This is a genomic window from Amycolatopsis sp. (assembly GCF_025464955.1).
In the GTDB taxonomy this organism is placed as follows: domain Bacteria; phylum Actinomycetota; class Actinomycetes; order Mycobacteriales; family Pseudonocardiaceae; genus Amycolatopsis.
This window is the reverse complement of record NZ_JAODNM010000098.1, coordinates 35,481-61,375: the sequence shown is the minus strand read 5'-3', so window position 1 is coordinate 61,375 and position 25,895 is coordinate 35,481. Positions and strand designations below refer to the sequence as shown.

The 25,895-nt window shown below is 63.6% G+C and carries 20 protein-coding genes and 1 pseudogene; 12 read left to right on the top strand and 9 right to left on the bottom strand.

From position 1 onward, the window contains the following. The first annotated feature begins 3 nt into the window (after positions 1-3). The 6 genes from JWQ81_RS23805 to JWQ81_RS23780 all read left to right on the top strand — a co-directional run bounded on the left by JWQ81_RS23805 (position 4) and on the right by JWQ81_RS23780 (position 10,060). Positions 4-1,503: an FAD-dependent oxidoreductase gene (locus tag JWQ81_RS23805; protein ID WP_297544720.1), complete on the top strand. Its 1,500-nt coding sequence runs from the start codon at positions 4-6 to the stop codon at positions 1,501-1,503. Between the two features lie 545 nt (positions 1,504-2,048). After that, positions 2,049-2,240, top strand: coding sequence for an LLM class flavin-dependent oxidoreductase (locus tag JWQ81_RS23800; protein ID WP_297544719.1), 192 nt, complete (start codon positions 2,049-2,051; stop codon positions 2,238-2,240). Between the two features lie 28 nt (positions 2,241-2,268). Beyond that, positions 2,269-3,039 carry a class II aldolase/adducin family protein gene (locus JWQ81_RS23795; RefSeq protein WP_297544718.1) on the top strand — a complete coding sequence of 257 codons (771 nt, stop codon included), beginning with the start codon at positions 2,269-2,271 and terminating at the stop codon, positions 3,037-3,039. A 1,404-nt stretch (positions 3,040-4,443) separates the two neighbouring features. Further along, positions 4,444-5,664 carry an ABC transporter substrate-binding protein gene (locus tag JWQ81_RS23790; protein ID WP_297544717.1) on the top strand — a complete coding sequence of 407 codons (1,221 nt, stop codon included), beginning with the start codon at positions 4,444-4,446 and terminating at the stop codon, positions 5,662-5,664. Between the two features lie 167 nt (positions 5,665-5,831). After that, a complete protein-coding gene (locus JWQ81_RS23785) occupies positions 5,832-9,362 on the top strand; it encodes an ATP-binding cassette domain-containing protein (protein WP_297544716.1) in 3,531 nt (1,176 codons plus the stop codon). A gap of 35 nt (positions 9,363-9,397) precedes the next feature. Then, a complete protein-coding gene (locus JWQ81_RS23780; protein ID WP_297544715.1) occupies positions 9,398-10,060 on the top strand; it encodes a TetR/AcrR family transcriptional regulator in 663 nt (220 codons plus the stop codon). 68 nt (positions 10,061-10,128) lie between these two features. On the opposite strand, the pseudogene JWQ81_RS45080 reads toward JWQ81_RS23780, so the two are convergent. Then, positions 10,129-10,326, bottom strand: a pseudogene (locus JWQ81_RS45080) (hypothetical protein); the annotation flags it as partial. On the opposite strand from JWQ81_RS45080, the gene JWQ81_RS23775 reads away from it, so the two are divergent. Further along, entirely contained in the window at positions 10,267-10,506 is a 240-nt protein-coding gene (locus tag JWQ81_RS23775; RefSeq protein ID WP_297544714.1) for a hypothetical protein, read from the top strand. The pseudogene JWQ81_RS45080 and the gene JWQ81_RS23775 overlap by 60 nt on opposite strands. A 260-nt stretch (positions 10,507-10,766) precedes the next feature. Here JWQ81_RS23775 and JWQ81_RS23770 read toward each other — a convergent pair whose 3' ends face one another. The 5 genes from JWQ81_RS23770 to JWQ81_RS23750 form a co-directional block, all read right to left on the bottom strand. Then, positions 10,767-11,681, bottom strand: a complete 915-nt coding sequence (locus JWQ81_RS23770) for an alpha/beta hydrolase (protein ID WP_297544713.1) — start codon at positions 11,679-11,681, stop codon at positions 10,767-10,769. Between the two features lie 95 nt (positions 11,682-11,776). Next, positions 11,777-11,923, bottom strand: a complete 147-nt coding sequence (locus JWQ81_RS45075; protein ID WP_366942330.1) for a hypothetical protein — start codon at positions 11,921-11,923, stop codon at positions 11,777-11,779. 499 nt (positions 11,924-12,422) lie between these two features. Next, a complete protein-coding gene (locus JWQ81_RS23760; protein ID WP_297544711.1) occupies positions 12,423-12,899 on the bottom strand; it encodes a PaaI family thioesterase in 477 nt (158 codons plus the stop codon). Positions 12,900-13,391: 492 nt separating this feature from the next. Then, entirely contained in the window at positions 13,392-14,147 is a 756-nt protein-coding gene (locus JWQ81_RS23755) for a glucose 1-dehydrogenase (protein WP_297544710.1), read from the bottom strand. Between the two features lie 41 nt (positions 14,148-14,188). Further along, entirely contained in the window at positions 14,189-14,950 is a 762-nt protein-coding gene (locus JWQ81_RS23750; RefSeq protein WP_297544709.1) for an SDR family oxidoreductase, read from the bottom strand. Between the two features lie 280 nt (positions 14,951-15,230). On the opposite strand from JWQ81_RS23750, the gene JWQ81_RS23745 reads away from it, so the two are divergent. The 5 genes from JWQ81_RS23745 (at position 15,231) to JWQ81_RS23725 (ending at position 20,833) form a co-directional block, all read left to right on the top strand. Further along, positions 15,231-16,652: an aldehyde dehydrogenase family protein gene (locus JWQ81_RS23745; protein ID WP_297544708.1), complete on the top strand. Its 1,422-nt coding sequence runs from the start codon at positions 15,231-15,233 to the stop codon at positions 16,650-16,652. A 683-nt stretch (positions 16,653-17,335) separates the two neighbouring features. Further along, the gene (locus JWQ81_RS23740) at positions 17,336-17,911 is read left to right on the top strand and encodes a MaoC family dehydratase (protein ID WP_297544707.1); all 576 of its coding nucleotides are present in this window, start codon (positions 17,336-17,338) and stop codon (positions 17,909-17,911) included. Then, positions 17,908-19,095, top strand: a complete 1,188-nt coding sequence (locus JWQ81_RS23735) for an acyl-CoA dehydrogenase family protein (protein ID WP_297544706.1) — start codon at positions 17,908-17,910, stop codon at positions 19,093-19,095. The genes JWQ81_RS23740 and JWQ81_RS23735 overlap by 4 nt, the downstream gene beginning before the upstream one ends. Continuing rightward, positions 19,095-19,577 carry a MaoC family dehydratase gene (locus tag JWQ81_RS23730; protein ID WP_297544705.1) on the top strand — a complete coding sequence of 161 codons (483 nt, stop codon included), beginning with the start codon at positions 19,095-19,097 and terminating at the stop codon, positions 19,575-19,577. The genes JWQ81_RS23735 and JWQ81_RS23730 overlap by 1 nt, the downstream gene beginning before the upstream one ends. Beyond that, on the top strand, positions 19,574-20,833 hold the full coding sequence (locus tag JWQ81_RS23725; protein WP_297544704.1) for a CoA transferase: 1,260 nt from the start codon (positions 19,574-19,576) through the stop codon (positions 20,831-20,833). Before JWQ81_RS23730 ends, JWQ81_RS23725 begins: the two co-directional genes overlap by 4 nt. 214 nt (positions 20,834-21,047) lie before the next feature. Here JWQ81_RS23725 and JWQ81_RS23720 read toward each other — a convergent pair whose 3' ends face one another. The 3 genes from JWQ81_RS23720 to JWQ81_RS23710 form a co-directional block, all read right to left on the bottom strand. Beyond that, positions 21,048-23,201, bottom strand: coding sequence for a 3-hydroxyacyl-CoA dehydrogenase NAD-binding domain-containing protein (locus JWQ81_RS23720; RefSeq protein ID WP_297544703.1), 2,154 nt, complete (start codon positions 23,199-23,201; stop codon positions 21,048-21,050). Between the two features lie 39 nt (positions 23,202-23,240). Continuing rightward, positions 23,241-24,455: an acetyl-CoA C-acetyltransferase gene (locus JWQ81_RS23715; RefSeq protein ID WP_297544702.1), complete on the bottom strand. Its 1,215-nt coding sequence runs from the start codon at positions 24,453-24,455 to the stop codon at positions 23,241-23,243. A 538-nt stretch (positions 24,456-24,993) separates the two neighbouring features. Continuing rightward, positions 24,994-25,797, bottom strand: coding sequence for an IclR family transcriptional regulator (locus JWQ81_RS23710; protein ID WP_297544701.1), 804 nt, complete (start codon positions 25,795-25,797; stop codon positions 24,994-24,996). Between the last annotated feature and the right edge of the window lie 98 nt (positions 25,798-25,895).

Sequence of the window (25,895 nt, the reverse complement as noted above, 5' to 3'; positions counted from 1 at the left end):
GTTATGACGCCCCACTCCACCACCGAGGTATTGATCTGCGGCGCCGGTGCCGCCGGACTGACCCTGGGCATCGAGCTTGCCCGGCGTGGCGTCGACTTCCGGCTCGTCGAAATGCTGGACGCACCGTTCCCCGGCTCGCGGGGCAAGGGCGTCCAGCCGCGCAGTCAGGAAATCTTCGAGGACCTTGGAATCCTCGAGCGCGTCGTCGCGAACGGCGGGAGCTATCCCCCGTTGTTCGAATATCGCGCTGACGGGAGCACCGGGCTGATGCAGATGCCACCCGCCGGGGAGCCGACGGCAGCTGAGCCTTATCACATGAGGCTGATGTCGCCGCAGTTCCTGACCGAGGCCGCGATGCGCGAACGTCTGGCAGAGTCTGGCCGCCGCGTCGAGTTCGGCCGCGAACTCAAGGAGTTCGATCAGGACGCGGAGGGCGTCACCGCCCGCCTCGCTGGCGCGAACGGTGAAGAGATTGTCAGAGCCCGTTACCTGGTTGGCTCGGACGGAGGCCGCAGCTTCGTGCGGCGCACGCTCGACCTGGGGTTCCCCGGCGAGAGCCTGGGCGTTGCCTTCTTCTGCGCGGACGTCATGCTGGAGGGACTTGACAGGAGCGTCTGGCACCAGTTCAACATCCTGGGACCAAGCGAGTTCCTGGCGGTGGCGCCCCTCATGGGAACGGACATGTTCCAGTTGCAGGGGCCCGTTCCGGTCGAGGGCGAGACGGACGTTTCCCTGGAAGGCCTATCGAAACTTGTTGCGGAGCGGAGCCGGCGGGACGACATCGCGCTGCGATCAGTCTCGTGGGCTTCGGTGTACGCCACGAACGCCCGCATCGTCGATCACTACCAAGTCGGCCGCGTGTTCCTGGCGGGGGACGCGGCGCATATACATCCGCCCACCGGTGGTCAGGGTCTGAACACCAGCGTGCAGGACGCGTACAACCTTGGCTGGAAGCTGGCCGCGGTTTTGGGCGGTGCGCCTGAGGCGCTGCTGGCGACCTACGAGGAGGAGCGCCGTCCGATCGCCGCCGGGATGCTAACCCTTGCGACGAACCTGCTCCGGGGAGGCGTAAGCAATCGCGGCCGCACGACCCAGCAGCTAGACCTCGGCTACCGCTCATCCTCGCTGTGCTTGGAGAGGCCGCAACGCTCCGCAGGCATCGCCGCAGGCGACCGTGCGCCTGATGCGCCGATTCTCGGCGCCGCGGGGCAGTCGATCAGGCTCTTCAACCTGTTCCACGGCGCGCACTGGACGCTGCTGGGGTATGAAACCGACCGCCGATCGCCGATCGCACCGCGCGTAGGCCTTCGCACCCACTTCGTCGGCCCGTGCGCGGACTTCATCGACAATGGCGGCCATGTGCGCGACGCCTATGGCCTCTCGCCTGGCGACTGGATGGTGGTCCGGCCGGACGGCTATGTGGGCGCCATCGTCTCGGCTGCCGAAGTCTCAGCCCTCGATCCTTACCTAGCGGGCGTTGGGCTGACGGCGAACCCTTCCTGAGGTGGTGTCCATGCCGGCCGTACGGCCTTACCGTGCCGGTGTACTGCCGCGCCACACACGGCGAGGCTGGCCCGTCCTCGCCCGCGAAGTCTTCCAGGCGGGCGCGAACAGCATCCAACTCTGGCTGGGTCACGCCAAGATCATCTTGGTTCTGGTATCTGAGGCCATGCGCAGAGTTCTGGGCAGTACAGGGATAGTTGACGCGCGCGCTCCGCCGAGTCGAGCGCCGAGGACTGCCATCACGAACGGGGCCGCACGGGTCGGTAGGGCGGGATCGGGCGATGGTGCGCATGGCCATGGTGAAAGTCGCTCGCGTAAGTTAGTGTCTGGCATTTTTGAGCGCGGGCATGTAGTGTTGTGCTATGAAGTTCGGGATCATGGCAGCCAGCTTCCTCTTTGGCGACGGGGAGAAAGGGGCCGAGCATTTCGATCCCGGGCTGCTTTTTCACCTGGCTGGCGTACATCGCCGCGGTCACTAAAGCAGATCAAGCCGGCGACCGGTGTGGCGATCCTCCCGCAGCGCAACGTGCTACACCACCATGGATATGGCGACGCTCGGTCAGTTCAGCGGCGGCCGCGTCTTTCTCGGTGCAGGCGCCGGCTGGATGAAGAAGGAGTTCGACATGCTCGGCGTGCCGTTCCAGCGGCGGGTGAGCGCGTGGACGAGTACATCCGGGCGCTATGCGTCCTGCGAGGCGACGAGACGCCGACGTTTGATGGTGAGTTCGCGAGCCTGAAGAGACATCACAGAAAGGGATGCGCGTCATGACGGTCGGATCGCTCATTGGCGAGATGCCACTGAAGGACAAGGTCAGTGCGGAGGAATGGCAGCGGCGAGTGGAGCTTGCAGCGCTCTATCGACTGGTGGCCATGAACGGTTGGGACGACCTCATTTACACGCACATTTCCGCCCGCATTCCGGGGCCGGAGCACCATTTCCTGATCAACCCCTACGGACTGCTGTTCGAAGAGATTACCGCCTCATCGCTGATCAAAGTCGATCTCGACGCCAACATCCTTCAGGAGACGCCGCACAGGGTCAATCCGGCGGGTTTTATGCCTCACTCGGCGATCCATGGGGGGCGTGAGGACGCCCAGTTCGTCATGCACCTGCACACCGATCATGGAGTGGCGGTTGCCTCGCAGAAGGAGGGCCTGCTGCCGCTGTCGATACAGGCCCTGGTTGTGCTGCCAAGGCTGGCCTACCACGACTTCGAGGGGATTACCGTGAGTCCCGAAGAGCGCGAGCACATGGTGGCGCACCTGGGCGACAAGACCGTCATGCTGCTGCGCAATCACGGAACCTTTGCGGTCGGCAAGACGGCCGCCGAATGCTGGATGGAAATGTATCTTCTGGAAAACGCCTGCAAGAAGCAGGTGATGGCGCTTTCGGCCGGGCGGGAGAACGTGTTGCTCGCTCCAGACGCTTCGATGGATGTGGTCAGGAGTCAGGTTGCTCGCGGGGTTGGCGGAGCGTTGGCCTGGCCTGGATGCCTGCGTAAGCTCGATCGAACGCTACCAGGATATGACGCCTAGTCAGGGAGCGCAGTGTTGGAGGTGACCTACGACCCCGGCGTCAAGTTCGAGTACGAAGTGAGCGAGGTCGAGTACCGCCGTACGGCGCAGGGGCGATCGCTGACGGCGCGCAGCTAGCAGCCCGCAGGGCGGGACCGTTCCCCGTGGTGCCGGGACCTCGACCGTGTCCCCGCCTCGGTCGGCGCCCTCGTCGTGGCCGTGGACCTGACACTCGCGCCCGAGGCACCCGCATCCGGCAAGCGTGCAGGATGCATCTCGGATCGGGGTCTTCGGCAGCTTCACGGGCGGCCACCTGGCGGAGTTCGTGGCGATGCGGCCGCACGACCCTCGCTACAACGTCCAGCCATGGCAGGAGAATCCGGCTCTCGATGCGACGGTCGACTACGTCCTCGCATGCTCGCCGATCAGCAGTACGATCGAACGGCCAGGCGATGGAGCAGGCTACCTTGGCCAAGTTCCACGAGAGCTACTTCGTTCCTTGGGAAACCTTCCACGAGGCCAACCCGCAAGAGCTCCTGGATCGACGCGAGGCGATCGCTCTGACGCATCTCCTGATCATGCAGGGGGCCGCGACGAGAACCGTCCGCTCCTGCCTTGCAAATCATTCCAGGTTCGGCCGCTCGGGATCGCCGAGGTGTTCGGTGGTATCGCCCTGGTCGTCCTGCCGGCGGCCGACGTTCTCCTGATCGCACTGGCGATTGCCGTGGTCGCCACCCCCTGATCCGTGACCGTAGGAGGACGGGGGCGATCGCGCCGTCGTCCGTACCGACCAGGGTTAGCTGCCCATGACGGGCAGGGCAATGAGATCGCGACGGACGTCATCCGGTTCGCGTTATTGCGATTTCGGTGTCGGTGTGCGTGCCGCTCCAGACCTTGCAGATGCCGCCCCGGCGGAGCATAAGACCTTGATGCCGCGGATGGCGAGCAGTCCTTTGAGTCCTGTCGCAGGCGACCATCGAGGCGGCCTGGACGTCTCGAGCCGCGCCGGTCGATCGGTCGGGAGCACCCGCCTGCGATCTGGGTGAAGTCTGCTGCGACTTGGAGAAAATATGCGAGTAGGTCGCTATTGCCTGTGACTTGAGTCATGCTGTAGCTTGCATGTACGAGGCACCCGGCTCGACGCTCCCAGCTGCGGATCGAAACCTACAACGACGACCGTCTCCGCTGCCACGAGATCGACGCTCCTCACTGCGAGGTGATGTTCATGAGCACTGGCCAGGCCACGCGCGAGCTAGAGAATCTGCGCGCCAGCGAGCAGGTGTCTCACTCGACGTGCCTGGCGAAGGCCGGTCGGCGCTCGCGCTGGCGGTCGGCAGGACCGCTTCGCCGAGCCCATCGCGATGGTGGGGACGTATTCGTAGCTGGGAACATCGCCGTTCCCGCTGGTCAAAGGAGACACAGCAGATGAAGACCAGGTCAAAGTTCGCTGCGCTCTGCGTGGCATTGCTGTTCATAACCGCGGCGTGCGGTTCCGGCGGCAAGCCGTCGGCCAACTCAGGCTCCTCGGCAGGAACCCCAGTCGTGATCGGAGTTGTCGGTAGCTTCACTGGTGCTGCGGCGTCCGCGTCGGGCGTGTTTCAACCGGCGATCAACGCGTGGGCCAAGAGTGTGAACGATGCGGGCGGGATTCACGGCTCCCAGGTCAATCTCATCGTGAAGGATGTCGGTTCGACCGGCGGCCCGGCGGGGTTGACCGCGGTCAAGGAGTTGATCGGCCAGGACCATGTCGTCGCGGTCATCAGCGCCGATGTCAGCCAGGAAACGTGGCTTCCCTACGCCAGCGCCCACAATGTGCCTGTCATTGTCGGTGGCGTGGGCGACAGCGCGGGCCCAGGCCGCTTCCAGACATCGGCGTCGGAGATCGCCGCGGGCTACGAAATCGCTCGGGAGGCGAAGACCGCCGGTCCGAGTTTCGGCTTCGGTTTCTGCGTCGAGGTTCCTGACTGTGGATCGCTGGCCGATGTGCTGAAGGCGTTCGCGAAGGACCTTGGCGGGGTGCAGGTCGGGTTCGTCGCGCAGCTGTCGGCCGCTCAGCCGGATTTCACTGCGTTCTGTCAGCAGCTCAAAAACTCCGGGGTCGCGAGTTACTACATAGCGGACGCCAATGCCGTGATCTCGCGGGTTATCGACGATTGCGCTGCGCAGGGGGTGCGCGCGGTTCCGCTTCTGGCGGGAGCGAACGGAACTGCATCGTGGGTGACTGACCCCGCTTACGAGGGTGCTCTGGTCAACGATTTTGATGCGCCGTATTTCGACACGGCGAACCCCGCGATCAAGGTGTATCGGGATGCGATGGCGAAGTACGCTCCGGACATCTCGGCTGCCGTCGGCAGCGACACGTTTCCGTTGCTCGCTTGGGTGGCGGGGCAGGCCATCGTGACGGCGGCGAGCAAGGTCGACGGGCCGATCACGTCGGCGTCGTTGACGAAGGCGCTGTACACGTTCAGGGACGAGACGCTTGGCGGCTTGAGTGTGCCCTTGACGTTTGACGAGTCGCACCCGTCGATATCGACGTGCACCTTCGAATGGACGATCAGTCATGGTCAGCGGGTCGTTTTGAACGGCGGCAAGGCGCGGTGCGCGCCGGAGACCGCGCTTGCCCCGTTCCTTCCCAAGGCCGGCTGACCGCTGGCGAAAGTCGGTGGCAGCGCGTCTGCTGCTGGTGGCAGTTCGCGAGGAGTCCGCCGCTCGGAGCCTGCTGCTCGGATGTGATTGGCAGTCCTCGTCCCCACACGCTGTGTGCCGCCCTGCGGGGCGGCACACAGTGAGTTTGTTCTTAGAGAGGAGAGGTAGTGCTCCCGTTCATCATTGCCGGTCTCACGACAGGGTCGATCTTTGCCCTGGCGGCAACTGGGTTGGTACTGACGTACAAGACGTCAGGGATCTTCAACCTGGCTCACGGGGCACAGGCCACCGCGTCAGCATTCTTGTTCTACTTCCTGCACGAGCAGAGGGGCATGCCGTGGCCCCTCGCGGCAGTCATCTGCGTCGGCGTCGCCGGCCCGATTATGGGTGTGCTGCTGGAGCTCGTCGCTCGTCGGCTACAGGGAGCAACGCTGGCCGCGAAGGTGCTGGCCACTGTTGGCGTGCTGCTGGTGATCCAGGGCGCCGTGCAGTTGCTGTACCCGCCGGGCTCCGACCGCGAAGTCAAAAGCTTCCTGCCCGCGCACCCGTTCACGATCTGGGGCGTGCGAATCACCGCGTCGCAGGTGATCATCTTTGCGCTCGGCGCGGTCGCCGTCGTGACGTTGACATTGTTCTTGCGATACGCGCGCAACGGGCTGGCGATGCGCGCCGTTGTCGACGACCCCGAACTGCTGGATGTGGTGGGCACCTCGCCGGCTCGAGTGCGCCGTCTGGCGTGGGTCATCGGTTCGTCCATGGCCGCCGCGTCCGGAGTGCTCCTCGCGCCGTTGCTGCCACTGGATGCGATCGGACTCACGTTCTTGGTCGTGACCGCTTTCGGTGCTGCCGCAGTTGGTGCGTTCACGAGCCTGCCGTTGACCTACCTTGGCGCTCTCGGCATCGGCGTGGGTCAGGCATTCCTGCAGAAGTACTTCGTATCGTCGACCGGTCTCGTCGTTGGGCTCTCGCCGAGTCTTCCGTTCTTGATCCTGTTCGCCTTGCTGATAGCCGCGCCGCGGTTGCGGCGTCCGAGTGGAAATAGCTTCCTCATCCGGAGACCGCGGTCCTCCTGGCCGGCACCGTGGCAGCTGCGGGCTGGTGCGAGTGTTGCTGTCCTCGCGCTCCTGGCCGCGGTCCCGCAGTTTGCCGGGTACGATCTCGCCTACTGGACGATCTTTCTCGCCTACGTCGTGCTGTTCCTGTCTCTCGGGTTGCTCGTGCGTCTGTCGGGGCAGGTGTCGTTGGCCCATGTCAGCTTTATGGCCATCGGCGTCGTTGCCTTCTCGCACCTGGCGGTCGACCAACATTGGCCGTGGCCGGTGGCGCTGGTCGGGGCAGCACTGATCACGGCGCCGGTCGGCGCGCTGCTTGCCATTCCGGCGATCCGCTTTCCGGGTCTCTACCTCGCGCTGGCCACGATGGGCTTCGGCATCGTGCTGCAGCAGATGTTCTACCGCCGGCCCTACATGTTCGGCGCGTCGTACCCGTTGAGCGTCCCACGGCCGCACCTGAGCTGGGTCGACCTTGAAAGCGACTCAGGTTACTACTACGTCGTCCTTGCGATCGTGGTGGCCGTCGCGATCCTCGTCGGGTTCATCACCCGTAGTCGCCTCGGTCGTCTTCTCTCAGCCATGTCCGACAGCCCGACCGGCCTCGCCGCCTCGGGTGCATCGATCAACATCAGTCTGGTGCTGGTGTTCTGCGTGTCGGCGTCGTTGGCGGCGGTGGCCGGGGTGCTCGCGGGCGGGACCCTTTCGCTTGCGGGGGGCGCGGACTACCTGCCGTTTCTCTCGGTGCAGTTGTTTGCGGTGGCCATGATCATGCCCGGCGGCGCACCCTGGTATGCCCTGTTGGCTGCCGCCGCGCAGACACTGGTACCGGCGTACGTCACGCAGGATGCAGCGATAACGAACCTGTTGACGCTGCTGTTCGGCGTCGCCGCCGTTGTGTTCGCGATACGGCTGTGGAGCGCGCGCCAGGCGCCGGCGCCGATACGTCGGTTGCTCCATCGGCTCAACGGCGACGAGAAGCCAGCAGCTCATGACCTCGTACCGGCGCCGCCACTCGTACCGGTTCGGAATCTCACACAGTCGGTTCGACCGAGTGCTGCCGGTCTGAAGGTGGAAGACGTGACCGTGCGGTTCGGGGGCCTGGTCGCCAACGACCGGATCAATCTGGAGGTTCCGGTCGGGACGATCACCGGACTGATCGGTCCGAACGGCGCCGGCAAGTCGACGTTGTTCAATGTCTGTTCCGGCCTCGTGCGTCCAAGCTCGGGAACGGTGTGGATGGACGGCCGCCGGCTCGATCATCTGGGGCCGCCGGCGCGAGCCCGACGTGGTCTCGGACGCACCTTCCAGCAGATGGAGCTGTTCGAGTCGCTGACGGTCCGCCAAAACATCGCGATGGGATGCGAGGCGGCCTTGGCCGGATGGAACCCGCTCGGCCACATCCTCACTGGTGCCCGTCAACGCAGGACCATCCGCGAACGGACCGATGAGTCGATTGCGTTGTGTGGCCTTACCGAGCTCGCGGATGCGCATGTCGGGACGTTGTCAACGGGCTGGCGGCGGCACGTCGAGTTGGCTCGTTGTGTCGCGGGCACGTTCGAGGTGTTGCTGCTCGATGAACCGTCTTCAGGTTTGGATCGCCGAGAGACGCAGCACCTCGGTGAGATCCTGGAGCGTGTCGTCCGCGAGCGCGGCGTCGGCATTCTGCTCGTCGAGCACGACATGGCGTTGGTGAACCAGGTGTGCGACCACGTCTACGTGATCGACTTCGGCAAGCAGATCTTCGACGGCACAACTCAGGAGATCAGGGCTTCCGAGATTGTCCGACACGCCTATCTCGGTGAGGACCTCGGTGAGGTCGAAGGACGCAACGGGAGACCCTCGAGCCCCGGCATGACTCGGACGAACGTCCGGACGCGGTCGCCGGGTCCGATGTTCGCCGACGACCCGAGCGCCGACGCGGCGCCGGTGCTCGAACTCGCGGGGGTGACGGCGGGGTACGGGTCGACGACCGTCTTGCGGGACGTCGACATCCGTGTGCGGGCCGGCGAAGTCGTTGCCCTGCTGGGTCCGAACGGGGCGGGAAAGACGACGGCTCTGCGCTGCGCGTCTGGCAGTGTGCGCCCATCGAGGGGACGGATCCTGGTCGATGGACGGGACGTAACCAAGGTTCCACCTCATCGCAGGACGGAGCTGGGACTGTGCCTCATTCCAGAAGGGCGCGGCATCTTTCGAAGTCTCACGGTCGCCGAGAACCTGCGGCTGTCCGTGCCGAGCTCCAGCGGCAACCCGGGCGAGGCACTTGATCGAGCGCTCGCGATCTTTCCAGCGCTGCAATCCCGCCTGAACGAGGTTGCGGGTCATCTGTCCGGTGGCCAGCAGCAGATGCTCAGTGTCGCCCGGGCCTACGTCGGGAATGCCAAGATCATCATGCTCGACGAGGTCTCCTTGGGACTCGCACCGCTCGTTGTCGACGAGATCTACCAAGCACTCGACGCGCTGGCCAAGACCGGCGTGGCGATGCTGCTCGTCGAGCAGTACGTCTCCAGGGCGTTGCACATGTGCGATTCCGTCGTGCTCCTGAGCAAGGGCGGGGTGGCCTACTCCGGTCCGCCGAGCGATCTGGACGAGCGGTCCTTCCTGCGCGATTACCTCGCGGTTGATTTCGAGGAAGCCGCCGGTTCCTAAACACACGACGACTGCTAGAACGGAGAGGGAGTGACATGCCAGCGGACCCGGAGACCCCGTTGCGGGTCGACGCGCGCCGGAATCGGGACCAGATCATCGCGGCAGCTAGGGAGATCTTCGCCCGCCAGGGCCTGGACGTGTCGATGGAGGAGATCGCGCGGGCCGCGGGCGTCGGGGTCGGCACCCTCTATCGCCGTTTCCCTGATCGCGATGCGCTCGTCGCCGCGGTCGCCCGGGACAACTTCACCCGCGTCCTGACGGAGGCGCGGGCCTCGATCGCCGAGGAGCCGACGGCCTGGGACGCGCTGGTCCGGTTCTTGCGGCATTCGCAGGAGCTGAAGCTGAGCGTCCAGCTAGCGATGGTGTCCCCGGCGGCCGCGTCGGTGATGGCCGGGGACGTGCTGACCGACGAGTTCCGCGACGCGCTGCTCCGGGAACTCGACGCCGTTGTCCACCAGGCGCAGGCCGAGGGCGTGCTCCGCAAGGACATCGACACCGGTGACGTCGCGATGCTGTTCGCGCTGCTCCTGCGGCAACTCCCCAGTACCGACGACGAAGTCGCACGCGTTGGCCCGGACCGCTGCATGGCGCTCATGCTCGACGGACTCCGCGCCCAGCCCGGCAGCCCGCTCTCCGGCCGCCCCCTGACCAGCGCGGACCTGAACTGGTCCGCCAAGCGCCAGTGCCCTTCGGCGTAGGTGTGCGCGGCGTTCCAGACCTCGCTGATCCTGCCGTCGACAACGCGGAAGACCTCAATGCTGCCGATGGCGATCTCGTTGCCGTCACGAGTGCGCGATTGGCATTGATACAAGATGGAGACGAGCTCACCTTCGGCGATCACGTGAAGCAGAGTGAATTCGAGGTGTGCCACCCTGCTCCAGACATCGACGGCCCGTTGTAGCGATTGTTCGCGAGTGAGGGTTTCGACGGTCCCGATCTCGTCACGGATGACGACGTCGGCAATGAGCTCGTCAGCGAGCTCGTAGCGCCGCTTATTCCACAGCTCGACGTTGTAGGTCTCCACGACCTGCCGAGGTATCCCTATGACGCCAGCGCCGTGGCCCATACGGGCGCGGACGTAGCGGCCGACCAACTCGCGGTCGTGCCCGCGACGGACGGTCGTGTCCAGGCCCTGGGAGAGTAGGTAGGCGACGTCGTAGATGCCGCTGGCCCGCTTGTGGTGATCGTGTCATGCTCTCCGATCGTGCTGTTTCGACTGACGTACTTAATCACGGTTCGGTTGTTTGGCTGGTTGTGTCGGCTCGTCCGGCGCTCGGGGACGAAGGATGTTGAGATCCGGCTGCTGCGGCACGAGGTTTTCGCGGACTCGTCGTCGGCGAAGCGGCGGCCCTGCTCGAGCACGCCGATCCGGTAGCCCCTTTCCGGTCGGCACGTCGTAATGGGTCATCCGACGGTCTCATCGCTGTTCAGCGCCCTTGCCAACGCGGTGATCTGGGATTGCGAGAAGGCCCGTGACACGGGCGCTTTCGGTTCGATCACGTTGAATCCGTGATATGCGCCAGGTGTGACGTGGAGGGTGCAGTCGACTCCGGCTTGTTCGAGGCGTTTGGCGTAGGCGAGATTCTCGTCATGGAACAGATCGCAGGTGCCGACACCGAGCCAGGTCGGTGGAAGACCGGAGAGGTCGTCGGATCGTGCGGGTGCGGCCAGTGGCGACACGTCGCCGCCGTACGCCGGGCCGAGGTAGGACCGCCACCCGAATCGGTTGCTCTTGGCGCTCCATATGAGGTGGGAACGTTGGTCGATGTCCAAGCGCGTCGTGGTCCGGTCATCGAGCATGGGATAGGTCAACAACTGAAGGACCGGCTGGATCTCGCCGCGTTCCTTGGCGAGCAGCGCCAGCGCCGCGGCGAGGCCGCCACCCGAGCTCGCGCCGCCGATCGCAATACGCTGCGGATCGACGTCGGGCTGGCCCGCGAGCCAGCTCAACGCGGCGTAACAGTCGTGCAGCGGCGTCGGGAAGGGGTATTCGGGCGCAACGCGGTACTCCACCGAGGCGACGACGATATCCAGCTGGTCGGCGATCCGGCGGCAGAATGGATCTTCTTGTGCTGCAAGACCCACGACGTACCCGCCACCGTGCATCCACAGCAATGCCGGTGTCCGGGACTGGTCTTTCGCGGGTCGGAAGACGCGCACCGACACCCCTGGCTCGACCGGGACCACGACGGCGTCAGGCCGCGGCCTGACGCCGGCAGCCACCAACAGCCGGGCTAACCGCAGGCTCCGCGGACCAACCGTGATACGCGGCAGGAAGCGGGTGGCGCGCAAATCGGGGTGAAACTGCTGACTCGGCATTCACTTCTCCCTGGTTATGCGGGTTCCGGTAGCGCGCCGGAAGCTGTGATCGTGCGTACCGCGAGACCGGCGCACGGCGACTCCGAATCCGACGCCTACGACAGCGTGATCCGATCGGCCTCGGCCATCTCGGCGTCGGTCAGAACCCAGCCGGCGGCACTAGCGTTGGCCTTCACCGGCGTCGACGAGGTCGCCCCGGCGATCACAGTTGCCACCTTGGGCAGGCAGGCCAGCCACGACATCGCCAGTTCGAGCGGCGTGTGCCCACGCTCGGTGGCGAACGCCTCGAGTGATGATCGCTAGGTTGGTCCACTGACGCCGCGGCTCGAAGGGCCCATACAACTCGAACCCTTCAGTGCACAGCTTCACGATCCAATCGGCGGGCTCGTCATGGTCGCCTTGTGCGAGCCAATCACTGAGGAGCTCCTCGATCTCAATGCGGTCGGATGGTCCAGATGACATGCACGTCTACGCTACTTGTGCAAGTCACCTGCAGTCAATAGTAACTTGCACGATGTTCGCTGGGTGTCCGGTCGCCCGGAATCGTGCCGTGATTCGGCCTTCGGGGAGTGCGGCACGAAGTTGCTGGCAGTCCGACGGGGGGTTGGTCAGATACCGGCCGATGAGCCGTTCGCAACGGAACTTGTGAAGCGTCGCCGCGGTGCCGCGCTCGCTCCGGTGCTGAGCGGAACTCGCGCCAAGGACGCGCGGAAGGTGCGCTCGCCCCATGCGGTTCCGGGTTCAGCGGTAGATGACACAGGTCGTGGTGGCGTGTGCGACCAGGCGCCCTTGGTCGTCGACAACCCGCCCCTCAGCAGTCGCGATGGTGCGGCCGACGTGGATCGTGGTGCCGGTCGCGGTCAATCGGTGACCATCGGTCGGGACTGCGCGGATGTAATTGATCTTCAGCTCGAGTGTGGCGCAACCCACCCCGGCGTCCATCGTCGTGTGTACGGCACAGCCCATCACCGAATCCAGCAGCGTCGCGCAGATGCCGCCATGCGTCGTGCCCATCGAATTGGCGAAGACAGGACGGGTCTGCAGCGCGAATACCACCCTGCCGTACTCGAGCAGTTCTAACTCCATACCGAGCAGGTCGCCGAAGAACGGCAGGCCCGCCTCCTTCGACATCGCGGTGCGTAGCAGCTCTAGCCCCGACAGCTGGGTCGGATTGGTCTGGGTAGGGTCGTCCGACTCTGCTGAAGTTTGCGAGCTCATGATTTCGGTCCTTTCGCACGCCGCAAACACTAGCTGCACTACTGGAGTCAGTCATGCCTCGCGCACTCGCAGTACCAGCAATCCGCGTCCAGCAGGAGTGAGCCAGGAGTTTTCACTTTAAGGAAATCGGGACTCCCGAGGGTCGTTTTCTCGGCCGGGTGATTCCTCGGAAAGCCATCGCTTCAGACGTCGCATTTCCGATCGGCGTCGAGAGGAACGCCAGGCTGAATCGATTGCGCGGCCGATTAGGTCGCCGGATTGGCAGATGGCGGAGAATGAATCACAGACTACAATCGGGATTGCTGATGGAGTGGCGTGCCCATCGTTTCGATCGACGGGGGAGTACATATTCATGTTTCATCACCAGGCGGCGTTAAGTGGTCGTGTTCGACGGCGGGAAGCATTAAATTGTCGGCGATCCGGCCGTCGTGGACGGATGGTCGACGCATGTTTCGTCGCATTGCCGGTCTCCATAGTCGGAATCGTTCGGTGCTACTGGATGCTGCGGCCGCCGTCGACGTCCAGGCAGACGCCGGTCAGGAAGCTCGAGCGTGGAGAGGACAGAAACAGCACGGCCGATGCCACGTCTGCAGGCTCGGCTATGCGTCCCATCGGAATGCCGCCAACGATCTTGTCGAACATGTCACCGGTGAGCCCGCCGTCGCCGAATGCGTTCGTCATGAAGTTCGTCTGCGCGGCGACTGGGCAGACTGCATTTACCCGAATCCGGGGCGCGAGTTCGTTGGCCAGTCCACGCGTGAGGGTGAGGACCGCACCCTTGGTTGCGTTGTAGGTGACGACGCCGGGCCGAGGGCGTTTTCCGGCGATCGAAGCAGTGTTGACAATCACCGAACCGTCTTCCATGTGCGGGACGGCGTATTTCGCACCGAGAAAGACACTGCGAACATTCAGTGCAACCTGAGCGTCGAAGGTCCTGACGTCTAGATCGACCGTGGGGCCGGACCGATGCGTTGTGCCGGCGTTGTTGATCAGAATATCGATGCCGCCGAATGCGTCCATCGCGGTCGAAACCATGGTCTGAATCTGCAGCGATGACGTGACATCCACCTGGAGTGGAACGGCGCCCTCGATAGTTCCGGCGACATCGCGTGCGCCGACTCCGTCGAGATCAGCGACCAGGACCCGGGCTCCGGCCGCACCGAATTTCCGGGCGATTGCCGCACCGAAGCCGCCGGCGGCGCCGGTCACGATCACTCGCTTGCCCTCGAGGCCTTCCGCAACACTCATTCTTCTCCCTAACCTGCTGATCAAGCCCTGCACAGAACGGCTCACTGGATACTGCGGCCGCCATCGACGTCGATACACACACCGGTCAGAAAGCTGGCCTCTGGCGAGGCTAGGTATTCCACGGCTGAGGCGACGTCCTCGGGCACGGCCAGCCTTGCCATCGGTATGCCGTTGACAAATGCGGCAAGGGTCTCGCCGGTGAGCTTGTCCACTCCGTGCGAGGTGCGGATGAACCCGGTCTGAGCGCCCACGGGATTGACGGCACAGACTCGGATTCGAGGCGCCAGCTCCGCGGCGAGCCCGCGGGTGAAGGTGATGACGCCCCCTTTGGCCGCGTTGTAGACAGTCAGCCCTGGGCGTGGCCGGCGTCCGCCGATCGAGGCCGTATTGACGATCACGGACCCGTCGGGCATATGGGGGACGGCATACTTGACACCGAGGAACACACTTCGCAGGTTCAGTGCGAACTGTGCGTCGAAGACCTCCGGTTCGAGATCGATCATCGGCCCCGCGCGATGCGCTGCTCCCGCATTGTTGACCAGTACGTCGATACCGCCGAGGACGTCCACGCTCTTGTTGATCATCGCTTGAACTTGTTCGGGCACGGTGACGTCCACGGCGATCGCGACCGCATCGGGGAGTTCCGCGGCGACCTGTTTGGCCCCGTCTTCGTCGAGGTCGGCGACGACCACTCGCGCCCCCGAGACGCTGAATCGGCGTGCAATCGCGGCTCCGAAGCCTGATGCGGCCCCCGTCACCACGACTCTGCGGCCGTTCTGGGAACTATCGGACTCTGGCACCATTGCCCTCTTCCGCGATCTCTGTCATATTTTGGCACGCCGTTCTACCTTGCGGCACGATCGTAGTGTCGTTCGCGTCTCGTTGAATGTCAAGGACGGTCGAGGATCCGCGTCTGCCGGGGCTCTTCGTGCTCCTCCGCGGCTCGCTAGCCCTCTTGACGTAGCAGCCCGCAGCCTGTCACTCTGAAAATGGCACGATGTGTCAAAGTTCGGCACGATCTCGGCAACGCAGGGCGGTGGAAGACGTCAACGCCCGCATATCATTGGTAGGAGACCGTCGACGATGACGACGCAACAAGTACCCCGCTACGGTCATTGGATCAATGGTGCAGATGTGCCACCTGACACTGGCGAGTATCTGACCTCTGCCCGCCCGGGCAGTGGGCTTCCCGTGTGTGAGATCGCCGTCGGGAGCACCGCAGACGTTGATCAGGCCGTGCGCGCGGCCGCCGCGGCGTTCCCCGCCTGGCGGGATCGTAAGCCGATCGAACGGGGTCGCGTTCTCGCCGACATTGCTGCGCGGATTCGTGCGGATGCCGACCGTCTCGGGGCGTTGGAGGCGGCGGAGGCCGGCAAGATTCCCGATCAAGCCAACTGGGAAATGGAAGGCGCTGCCGCGTACTTCGAGTTCTACGCTGGGCTTGTCAATCTGCCTGCCGGGGAGGTGATCGATCTCGGTGCAGCATTCCATTCGTATGCCAGACGGGAGCCCTTCGGTGTCATCGGAGTCATTACCCCATGGAACGGTCCGCTCAACCAAGCGGCACGGGCCATCGCGCCCGCGCTGGCTTCCGGGAATGTCGTCGTTTGTAAGCCGTCGGAGTTCACCTCGGTGACCACACTCGAACTGGCCCGGATCGCTCGAGACGCGGGCGCGCCTTCCGGTGTGCTCAACGTCGTGACCGGCGTAGGGATAAAGACCGGCCGGGCGTTGGTCGAGCATCCAGGAATTCGCAAGATCGCGTTTACGGGGTCTGTTCGGGCAGGGCGGGAGATCGGCAAGATCGCCGGGGAGCGACTCATTCCGGTGTCTCTCGAACTCGGCGGAAAGTCGCCGAACATCGTATTTGCCGACGCTGACTTCGATGCTGCGGTGGCGGGCTCGATCAAAGCCTTCACGACACTCGCCGGGCAGATCTGTTCGAGCGGAACCCGATTGTTGGTCGCGGAAGAGATTCACGACAAGTTCGTCGAAGCACTGAAAGTTGCACTGAACGAGGTCATACCCGGAAAGAGCTACGGATCTCTCACAACCGAGGACCAGTTCCACAAGGTGCTGTCGTACTTCGCCATCGCCGCCGAGGACGGGGCCACGCTGGCCGTCGGCGGGCGCGCGACGGGCGAAGACTGGCTGATCGAGCCGACCGTCTACACCGGTGTCACCAACGATATGCGGGTCGCACGGGAGGAGATCTTCGGACCTGTCCTCGTTGTGATCTCGTTTCCTGGAGACGAGGACTCAGCGGTTGCCTTGGCCAACGACAGCGAATTCGGACTCGCGGCTGGTATCTGGACCAGAGATATCACTTGTGCACATCGTGTTGCAGCGAAACTTGAGGCCGGGCAAGTCTACGTCAACGGCTGGCAGGCAGGAATGCTCGAGGGGCCGTTCGGCGGCTTCAAGAACAGTGGCTTCGGCCGCGAGAAGGGTGTGGAAGCCCTGCACCACTACACGCAGACCAAGTTCGTGGTTGTCACTCTCTGAGCCACCGCTCTTCGAACAGTCTGCGGACCAGCGGTTCCGAACACTGAGAATGCTCACAGCGCTGCCCGCCAGCACGGCTCGGCCTCGCGAGTTCCATCGCTCCCGCGGTGCTCCCAGCCGCACTGGGTCGTCGCGGTGCTGCTCGCGCTGGTGGTCGGACGTTGGGGTGCGCGGCACCGGCCCCCCGCCGCCGGGCAACTGCAGGCAGCACAAGACTCGACCGCCATGCTGGCCCGATCCCGGCTGATCGTGGCGACAGCTATCGCCCGGAATTGGGGATTGGCCTTATGGGGGCTGGGTAGGGCGTGTCCCACAGACCACGAACCGCCTCCATCGTCACACCATTAACCGGCAGCGAAGTCGGAATTCGTGAACATCGACTTGCCCGGCACGCCAGTATCGTCGACGTTCATGCGCAGTTGCCGTCACCGATGGTGAGCGGAGCCAGACCCGGGTCGCCCGACCTGTCGCCGCAGCGAACCTCCTATCCGCCGCGTCCTAGCGGACCAAACCTGGTTCCCCGCACTATCGGCGCAGAATGCAGACATAGCGTAAGTGCCGCCGCCGGCGGCTTCCCTCGCCAAGCCGGCGACCGCACGTCTACAGACAGTGACTCTGCCTGGTTCGACGCCGCCATCGCTCGACGCTATTGACAGCACTGCGACGAGTGGCCATCATGAAAAATGGCACGCCGTTCCGCCAAGTGGTACGGCACGTGCCAGGGGTCGCGAAGAGCGTCCCGAACCGAGAGGACGATCGTGGGGCTTACGGCTGCGGAACTGCACGCACGGGCCGTTCCATGGCCTAAAGGCAATTATTACGAGGATTTCACTCCTGGGCGCGAGTTCGACCATCACTGGGGTCGAACGTTGAGCGAATCGGACAACATCCTGTTTTCGACCTTGACGTCGTTCTACAACCCGTTGTACTTCAACTCTGCGTATGCCCGAGCGGAGGGCTACGAACGTGGGATCGTCAATCCGATGCTGTTGTTTCTCACGGTATTCGGGCTTTCGGTCGAAGATCTCAGCGAGGCTGGGGTGGCATTTCTCGGCGTCGACGACCTTACTTTCCATCGCTCGGTCAGTCCAGGCGATACGGTCACGGCTCGCAGTACCGTGCACTCGGCGCGCCGGTCGTCAAAGGATCCGCGTCAAGCGATCGTGACGTGGCGGACCGAGGGTTTCGATCAGGAGGGGCGGCTGGTTGTCGACTTTCTACGGACGAACCTCGTCAATTCCCGGGAGGGGGTCTCGTGAGCAGCACTCTCGAACAGGGTACCGGAAGTTCGTGGTACCTGAGCGATGATCGACGTGGCCTCCAAGCGCTTGCCCGCGAGTTCACGGCCAAAGAAGTTTTGCCGTTGGCCAATGAACTCGACCCAGTGCAGGGAATTATACCAAATTCGCTCCGTGACAAGATGGCCGCGATGGGATTCTTCGGCATCTTGATACCCGAAGAGTTGGGCGGACTCGGTTTGGGGGCCGTCGAGTACTGCCTGATCACCGAAGAACTTGCCCGCGGCTGGATGAGTGTGGCGAGCCTCATCTCCCGCGGCAACGGCCTTGCCTCCTCAGGGTTCAGCCTCGAACAGAAGAAGCGATTTCTTCCGCAAGCAGCATCTGGAGACTTCCTGGGCGCCTTCGCATTGTCCGAGGCAGAGGCCGGCTCCGACGTCGCCAACCTTCGTTGCAATGCCCGCCGTGACGGCAAAGAATGGGTGATCAACGGATCGAAGATGTGGTGCACGTTCGCGGACGGTGCTGACTACATCACGCTGTTCGCCCGGACGGAACCTGTGATCGACCCCGCACGAAAACATCTGGGCATCAGCGCCTTCCTGATCGAAAAGGAACGGGGCACCTTCCCCGACGGGATCCTCGCTACGCCGGTCAGAAAAATCGGATATCACGGATGGAAGACGTGGGACCTGTTCTTCGAAGATTTCCGTCTCCCTGCCGAAACGCTGTTGGGGGAGGAAGGTCGCGGTTTCTATGCGGCGCTGACACATCTAGACATCGCACGCGTCCATACTGCTGCGCGATCGATTGGTCTCGCCCGCGCTGCGCTTGAAGACTCGATCGCCTATGCGCACAATCGCAAGCAGTTCGGTTCACCCATCGCAGAGTTCCAATCGCTTCGTTTCAGGATCGCGAACATGGCTACGAAAATAGAGGCGGCACGATCGCTGATGTACCAAGTAGCCGACGATATCGACAACGAGCGGCCTTGTAGCACTCGGGCATCCATGGTGAAACTCTTCGCGAGCGAAATGGCCGAACGAGTCACCAGCGACGGCCTGCAGATCCATGGCGGCGCAGGTTACACCAACGACTTCGCGGTCGAGCGGCACTGGCGGGACGCCCGATTGACCAAGATATTCGAGGGGACTTCTGAGATTCAGCTACGCATTATCTCCGACGCGCTCCTGGGAAGGCCCTGATGGCCATCACTGCAACGGACAACTACTTTGACGACTTCGAAGTCGGGGCGCTGTTCGAGCATTCCCGCGGACGGACCGTGACCGAAATGGATAATGTGCTCCTCACGCTCATGGTGATGAACACTGCGCAAGGGCATTTCAATGAAGAATTCATGGCCGGCACTAAGTTCGGGAAAAGAATCGTCTTCGGGGGTATTACCGCCTCCATGATTATCGGGTTGGCATCTCAAGACACCGCCGAAAATGCCATCGCGGAGTTAAAGTTGGACAAGGTTCGGTTTTCCACGCCTGTCTTTCACGGAGATACGTTGTATGCGTTTACCGAGGTTCTCGACGCGTGGCCAGACGGCATTCGCGCGGATGCCGGCATCGTGCGGTTCCGACACTACGGCGTCAATCAGCGCGACCAGGTGGTCTTCGAGGGTGAACGTACCGTGCTGATCAAACGTCGGCTCCACGAAGTCGAAACTCCTTCGACATGAGCAGGGGCTCTCTCGACGGACTTCGGGTCATCGACTTGACGACCCAACTCTCGGGCCCATACTGCACAATGGTCCTGTCCGACCTCGGCGCCGATGTCATCAAGGTTGAATCGCCTGACGGCGACTCGGTTCGTCAGCAGGGCCCGTACCACAGTCAAGATGTCACACGGGCATTCGGCGGCTACTTCCAGAGCATCAACAGAAACAAGCGAAGCCTGGTAGTGGACCTGAAAACGGAAGCAGGAAGGGATATCCTGCTGAGGCTGGTGGAAACAGCCGACGTTTTGGTGGAGAACTTTCGGGTCGGTGTCATGGAACGCCTGGGGTTGCCGTACGAGCGCCTCTCAGCGGTGAATCCGAAACTGGTGTATGCGGCACTGCGGGGTTTCGGCGATCCACGTACCGGTGAAAGCCCGTATTCGACGTGGCCCTCGTACGACGTTGTCGCCCAAGCGATGGGCGGGTTGATGGGGATTACCGGTCCCGATGCCGATCATCCGACGAAGGTGGGGCCGGGCGCTGGTGACATATTCCCGGGCATCTTCACTGCGGTGGCCGTGCTCGCTGCGCTACGGCACGCGGAGAGGACCGGCGAAGGCCAATTCGTCGACGTGTCGATGTACGACTCGGTCGTTGCATTGTGTGAACGGATCATCTATCAACATTCTTATACCGGTGTAGTGCCGAAACCACAGGGCAACGGCAATCCTCAACTCTGCCCGTTCGACTTGTTCCCCGCCGCAGACGGTCACGTGACGATCGCGACTCCTCGTGACCATCAGTGGGACCTGTTGTGCAGGTTGATCGGTAGACCCGAACTGAGCGCCGACGAGCGATACGTCACCAACACCGCCCGAGTGCGGCACGCCGAAGATGTTCGAAATCTTCTCTCCGAGTGGACAGGCAGCCGAACAGTCACCCAGATCCTCGACACCCTGGGCGGACACGTGGCGGTGGGCGCTGTACATGATGCGGCCGACCTGTTCGAGGATCAGCATATCGCGGCCAGAAATATGATCGTCGAGGTGGAACATCCCGGCTGCCCGGAACCTCTCGCAGTGGTAGGACGACCGATGAAGTTCACCCGGACGCCGGGGCCACAGACACGCCGCGCACCATTGTTAGGTGAGCATGGCGACGAAGTACTCACCTCGCTCGGGTATTCCGCCACTCAGATCTCGGAACTGCACCGTGCGGGCGTGCTGGGCACCCAGAGCAATGGGAGCGGGGAACCAGACCGCGTCACTGTGGGTTGAACGCGCGGCGGTCGGCTTATCGGGCCGTCAGCGGTTCCCGCGGATCGGCTGAAATACCTCTGCCGCAATCACATCGGGCCGGCGTGAGTTCGTCTTAACCGGTCCGTGCCGATGAACGCAAGGCGTTGCCCGATCTCAGCCGGAGTGGCGACTGGAACGACGAAGGCCACTCCGGCCGAGCAATGTTTGGCCGGCTGTCGTAACCGGCAACCAATCAGGACCTCATCGAGGCGGGCGGTGTGAAACGCTCGCCGTACTTCTCGGCCAGGTAGTCGGCGCGCTCCACGAAGGCCTCCTGGCCACCTGGGTAGCCGACGATGAACTGGTGTACACCACCGGTCCAGGCCGGGTAGCCAATGCCGAGGATCGAGCCGATGTTGGCGTCGGCGGTGGTCATCAGCACGCCCTCGTCGAAGCACTTCTGGGTCTCGATGGCCTCGATGAACAGCATGCGATCGATCAGGTCCTGGAACGGAACCCTCAGTTCGGTGCTGGTCTTGAAGGTGTCGCGCAGACCCTGCCACAGGCCGATGCGCTTGCCGTCTTCGTCGTAGTCGTAGAAGCCGGCCTTCTCGAGGCGACCGGGGCGACCCGCCTCGACGAGCGTGTCGATCACCGCGAACGCCGCGTGTTCGGTTGCGGACCTACCCGCGTCCACGTCCGCCTTCGCCATTTCCGCCCGAACCTTCTGACTGAGCTTCAGGTTCAGTTCATCGGAGAGCTGCAGCGGCGCGGCCGGGTAACCGGCCTGCAGACCGGCCTGCTCGATGGTGGCGGGCTCGATGCCCTCGGCCAGCATGCCGACGGCTTCGTTGACGAAGGTGCCGATGACGCGCGAGGTGAAGAAGCCATGGCCGTCGTTGACGACGATTGGAGTCTTCTTGATGGCGAGGGTGTAATCGAACACCCGGGCCAGTGCCTCGTCGGAGGTCTTCTCACCCTTGATGATCTCCACCAGCGGCATCTTGTCGACCGGCGAGAAGAAGTGGATACCAATGAAGTCCTCCTGGCGCTTCACGCCGGTCGCGAGACCGGTGATCGGCAGGGTTGAGGTGTTGGACCCGAGCAGTGCGTCGGCATCGACGATGTCCTCGATCTCCTGGAACACCTTGTGCTTGAGCTCGGTGTTCTCGAAGACGGCCTCGATGACGAAGTCGACACCGGCGAAGTCGGCCGCGTCCGCTGACGGCTTGATCCGGTCCAGCAACGCCTTCGACTTCTCCTCGGTGGTCTTGCCACGCGAGAGGGCCTTGGCCTCGATCTTCGCGGAGTAATTCTTGCCGCGCTCGGCCGCCTCGATGGTGACGTCCTTAAGCACGACCTCGTAGCCGGCCTTGGCCGAGACGTAGGCGATGCCCGCGCCCATCATGCCCGCGCCGAGCACGCCGACCTTGCGGATCTCCCTCTTCGGGACATCCTTGGGCCGCGAGCCACCGTTGTTGACGGCCTGCAGGTCGAAGAAGAACGCCTGGATCATGTTCTTCGCGACCGGGCCGGTCAGCAGCGAAACGAAGTAGCGCGACTCGATCAGCGACGCGTTGTCGATATCAACCTGCGCGCCTTCGACCGCGGCGGCCATGATGGCGCGCGGCGCCGGCATGTTCGCGCCCTTGATCTGCTTACGCAGGTTCGCCGGGAACGCGGGCAGGTTCGCCGCGAACGCCGGGGTGGAGGGGGTGCCACCGGGGATCTTGTAGCCCTTCTTGTCCCAGGGCTGCACGCCACCCTCGGGGTTGGCCTTGATCCACGTTTTGGCGGCGGGCACCAGCTCCTCGACCGAACCGACGAGCTCGTTCACGAGGCCGATGGCCTTGGCCTTGGCCGGGTTGTTGCGCTGGCCTTGGAGCAGCACACCCATCAGCGCGCCCTGCACACCGAGCAAACGCACGGTGCGGACGATACCGCCGCCGGCGGGCAGCAGGCCCAGGCTGACTTCGGGCAGGCCCAGCTGCACACCCGGCACGTCCGCGGTGATGCGGTAGTGAGTGGCGAGCGCGATCTCCAGACCACCACCGAGCGCGGCACCGTTGATTGCGGCGACGACCGGCTTGCCCAGCGTCTCCAAGCGACGTAGATCGCCCTTGAGCTGACCCAGGTCGTTCATGATCGTTTGGCCGTCTTCCGGGGTGACCTTCTTCATGTCCTTGAGGTCGCCACCCGCGAAGAACGTCTTCTTCGCCGACGTGATGACGACACCGGTGATGCTGTCCCGTTCTGCCTCGAGACGGTCCACAGTCGCCGCCATCGAGGCCTTGTAGGCCTCGTTTATCGTGTTGGCGCTTTGGTTCGGGTCGTCGATGGTGAGGACGACGATGCCGTCTGCGTCCTGCTCCCAACCGATGATGTTGTTCAGTTCAGTCGTTGTCACTGCTCGGTGCCTCCTTGAATTCTCAGCGGCCGGTCGGTGTCAGACGCGCTCGATGATGGTGGCAACGCCCATGCCGCCACCGATACACAGGTTGATCAGGGCGTAGCGCCCGTTACGGCGTTCCAGCTCGTCGACCATGGTGCCGATGATCATCGCGCCGGTCGCACCGAGCGGGTGGCCCATCGCGATTGCGCCACCGTTGACGTTCAGCTTCTCATCAGGGATGTTGAGGTCCTTCTGGAACTTCAGGACGACCGAGGCAAAGGCTTCGTTCAGTTCGAAGAGGTCGATTTCGTCGACTGTCAGGCCAGCGACCTTGAGCGCTTTCAGGGCGGATGGCGTCGGTCCAGTCAGCATGATCGTCGGGTCGGCGCCAGTGGTTGCGGTAGCGACGATCCGGGCGCGCGGGATCAGCCCGGAGGCTTTTCCGGCATCCTCCGAGCCGATCAGTACGAGTGCTGCGCCATCGACGATGCCCGAGCTGTTGCCGCCGTGGTGAACGTGATTGATCTTCTCCACGAAGTGGTACTTCTGCAGTGCTACCGCGTCGAATCCGGCCATCTCACCGCTCATGGCGAACGACGGCTTGAGCTTGGCCAGGTCATCCACCGTGGTGCCGGGGCGCATGTGCTCGTCGTGGTCGAGGACGACGAGGCCGTTGATGTCTGTCACCGGCACAATAGACTTGGCGAAGTACCCGCCCGACCAGGCGGCCGCGGCGAGCCCCTGCGAACGGACCGCATAGGCGTCGACGTCGTCGCGGCTGAAGCCCTCTATCGTGGCGATCAGATCCGCGCCGATGCCCTGCGGAACGAAGAAACTGTCGTAGCTGGTGGCCGGATCCATGGCCATGGCGCCGCCGTCGGAGGCCATCGGGACGCGCGACATCGACTCGACGCCACCCGCGATCACGAGATCCTCGAAGCCCGACCGGACCTTCTGCGCGGCGATGTTCACGGCCTCGAGGCCGGACGCGCAGAAGCGGTTGAGCTGGACGCCACCGACGGTGTCCGGCAGGCCGGCCACGATGACAGCGGTGCGTGCGATGTCCATGCCCTGGTCACCGACCGGGGTGACCACGCCGAGGACCACGTCGGAGATACGATCTTCCTCCAGGTCGGGGAACCTGGTGCGCAACTCCTGGATCAGACCGACGATGAGGTCGGTCGGCTTAATGGAATGCAGCGAACCGATCTTCTTCCCGCGCCCGCGCGGGGTCCGAATGGCCTCATAGATGAACGCCTCCGTCGTCACTGCGACTTCCTTCCTGTTCGCGTGCCGGCAATCGGCTGACGCGCGGTCGTTCGAACCTGTTTGAAGGCTCTGTTGAGTAGGCCGGCGTTCAGGCGCGGAAATTCGCGGCCGAGCAGGAAATCTCATTCCGTCTGACAGGGCTACTGCCGCCGGTGGAGCGAACGCAGTTGGACGCCTCTGTCGATCGCCGCAGTGCCTCCGCGGACAGCCATCGCTCCAGTCGGTGTATTTCCGGTCTGCGCCGAGCTGCTACCAATCCTTCATCTCCGCCGACTCGATGCTACGCGAGAGTCGATAGGAATAGCAAGTGACTTGTGTGATCGACCGCAGTCATCTGACCGGCGACGGGACCATCGGGTGGTTGCGGCATGATCGCAGCTTGTGAGGGTGGTGATCATGGTGTCGTCTTGGGGCCGAACGATCCGTGTGTAGATGAGGGCGGCAGTCAACGCGAGTAGCGCGCCGCACTGATCCGGGCAGTCACCGGGATCGCCCGAGACGGGTCCTCGCCACGGTAGGTGATGTGACGGTGCGCGTGTCAGTTCGCGTTGGATGAGACCCAGGCGCTTTCGATCTTTTTGGCGGCCGCGATCAGCTGCTCACCCCACTTCGGAACATGGCGCCAGTCGTAGCGGTCCTGCGGCATGGAAATGCCGACGGACGCGACGGCATAACCGTCTCGTTCCAGGATCGGACATCCGATCGCGCATACTCCTGGCCGGTTCTCCGCCGTATTGAGTGCATATCCACGCTGACGGACCTCGTCCAGCTCGATCCGCAATGCTTCGGGATCGGTAGTCGTGCGGTCTGTCATCTTGAGCAGCGGGCGCGACAGGACCTCGTCGACACGCTGTTGCGGCCAGAATGCCAAGATCGACTTTCCGGAGGCGCACGAGTGGAACGGAAAGGTCGCACCGATCGGGTTGTAGACGCGAACGGGTTGTGTCGAATCCACCCGATCCAGCGTGACCACACCCTGTGTGCCACCGGGCACCGCCAAGTGAATAGTTTCAGCGGTCGTTGCGCCGAGCTCTCTCATCAGAGGCATCGCGACATCTCGTAGGAGTGTGTTTTTCCTGGCGCGCTGACCGATCATCCACACGTGCTGCGTCAATTCCCAGCGGGTTCGTTCGGAGCCCGCGGGTTCCAGCCATCCAGCTTGAGCCAACGAAACCAGAGTCCTTTGGACGGTCGACTTCGGTAGCTTGAGCATCTTGGTAAGCTCGCCAACGCCAATGGGCTGGTGTTCTGAGATAACCTCCAGCATTTGAAGTCCCCGAAGGAGACTTCTCATGCCGCCGCCGTCGGCCGCAGTTCCGTCGTCGGCACGCAACTCCTCCATGCCTGTTTGTACCACATAATGGCACGCCAGTCCAGTGAGCGGTCGGATCCTGACGTGGCGGGGTCAGTGGTGTCGACGTAGAGCAGGTGTAGCTCGGC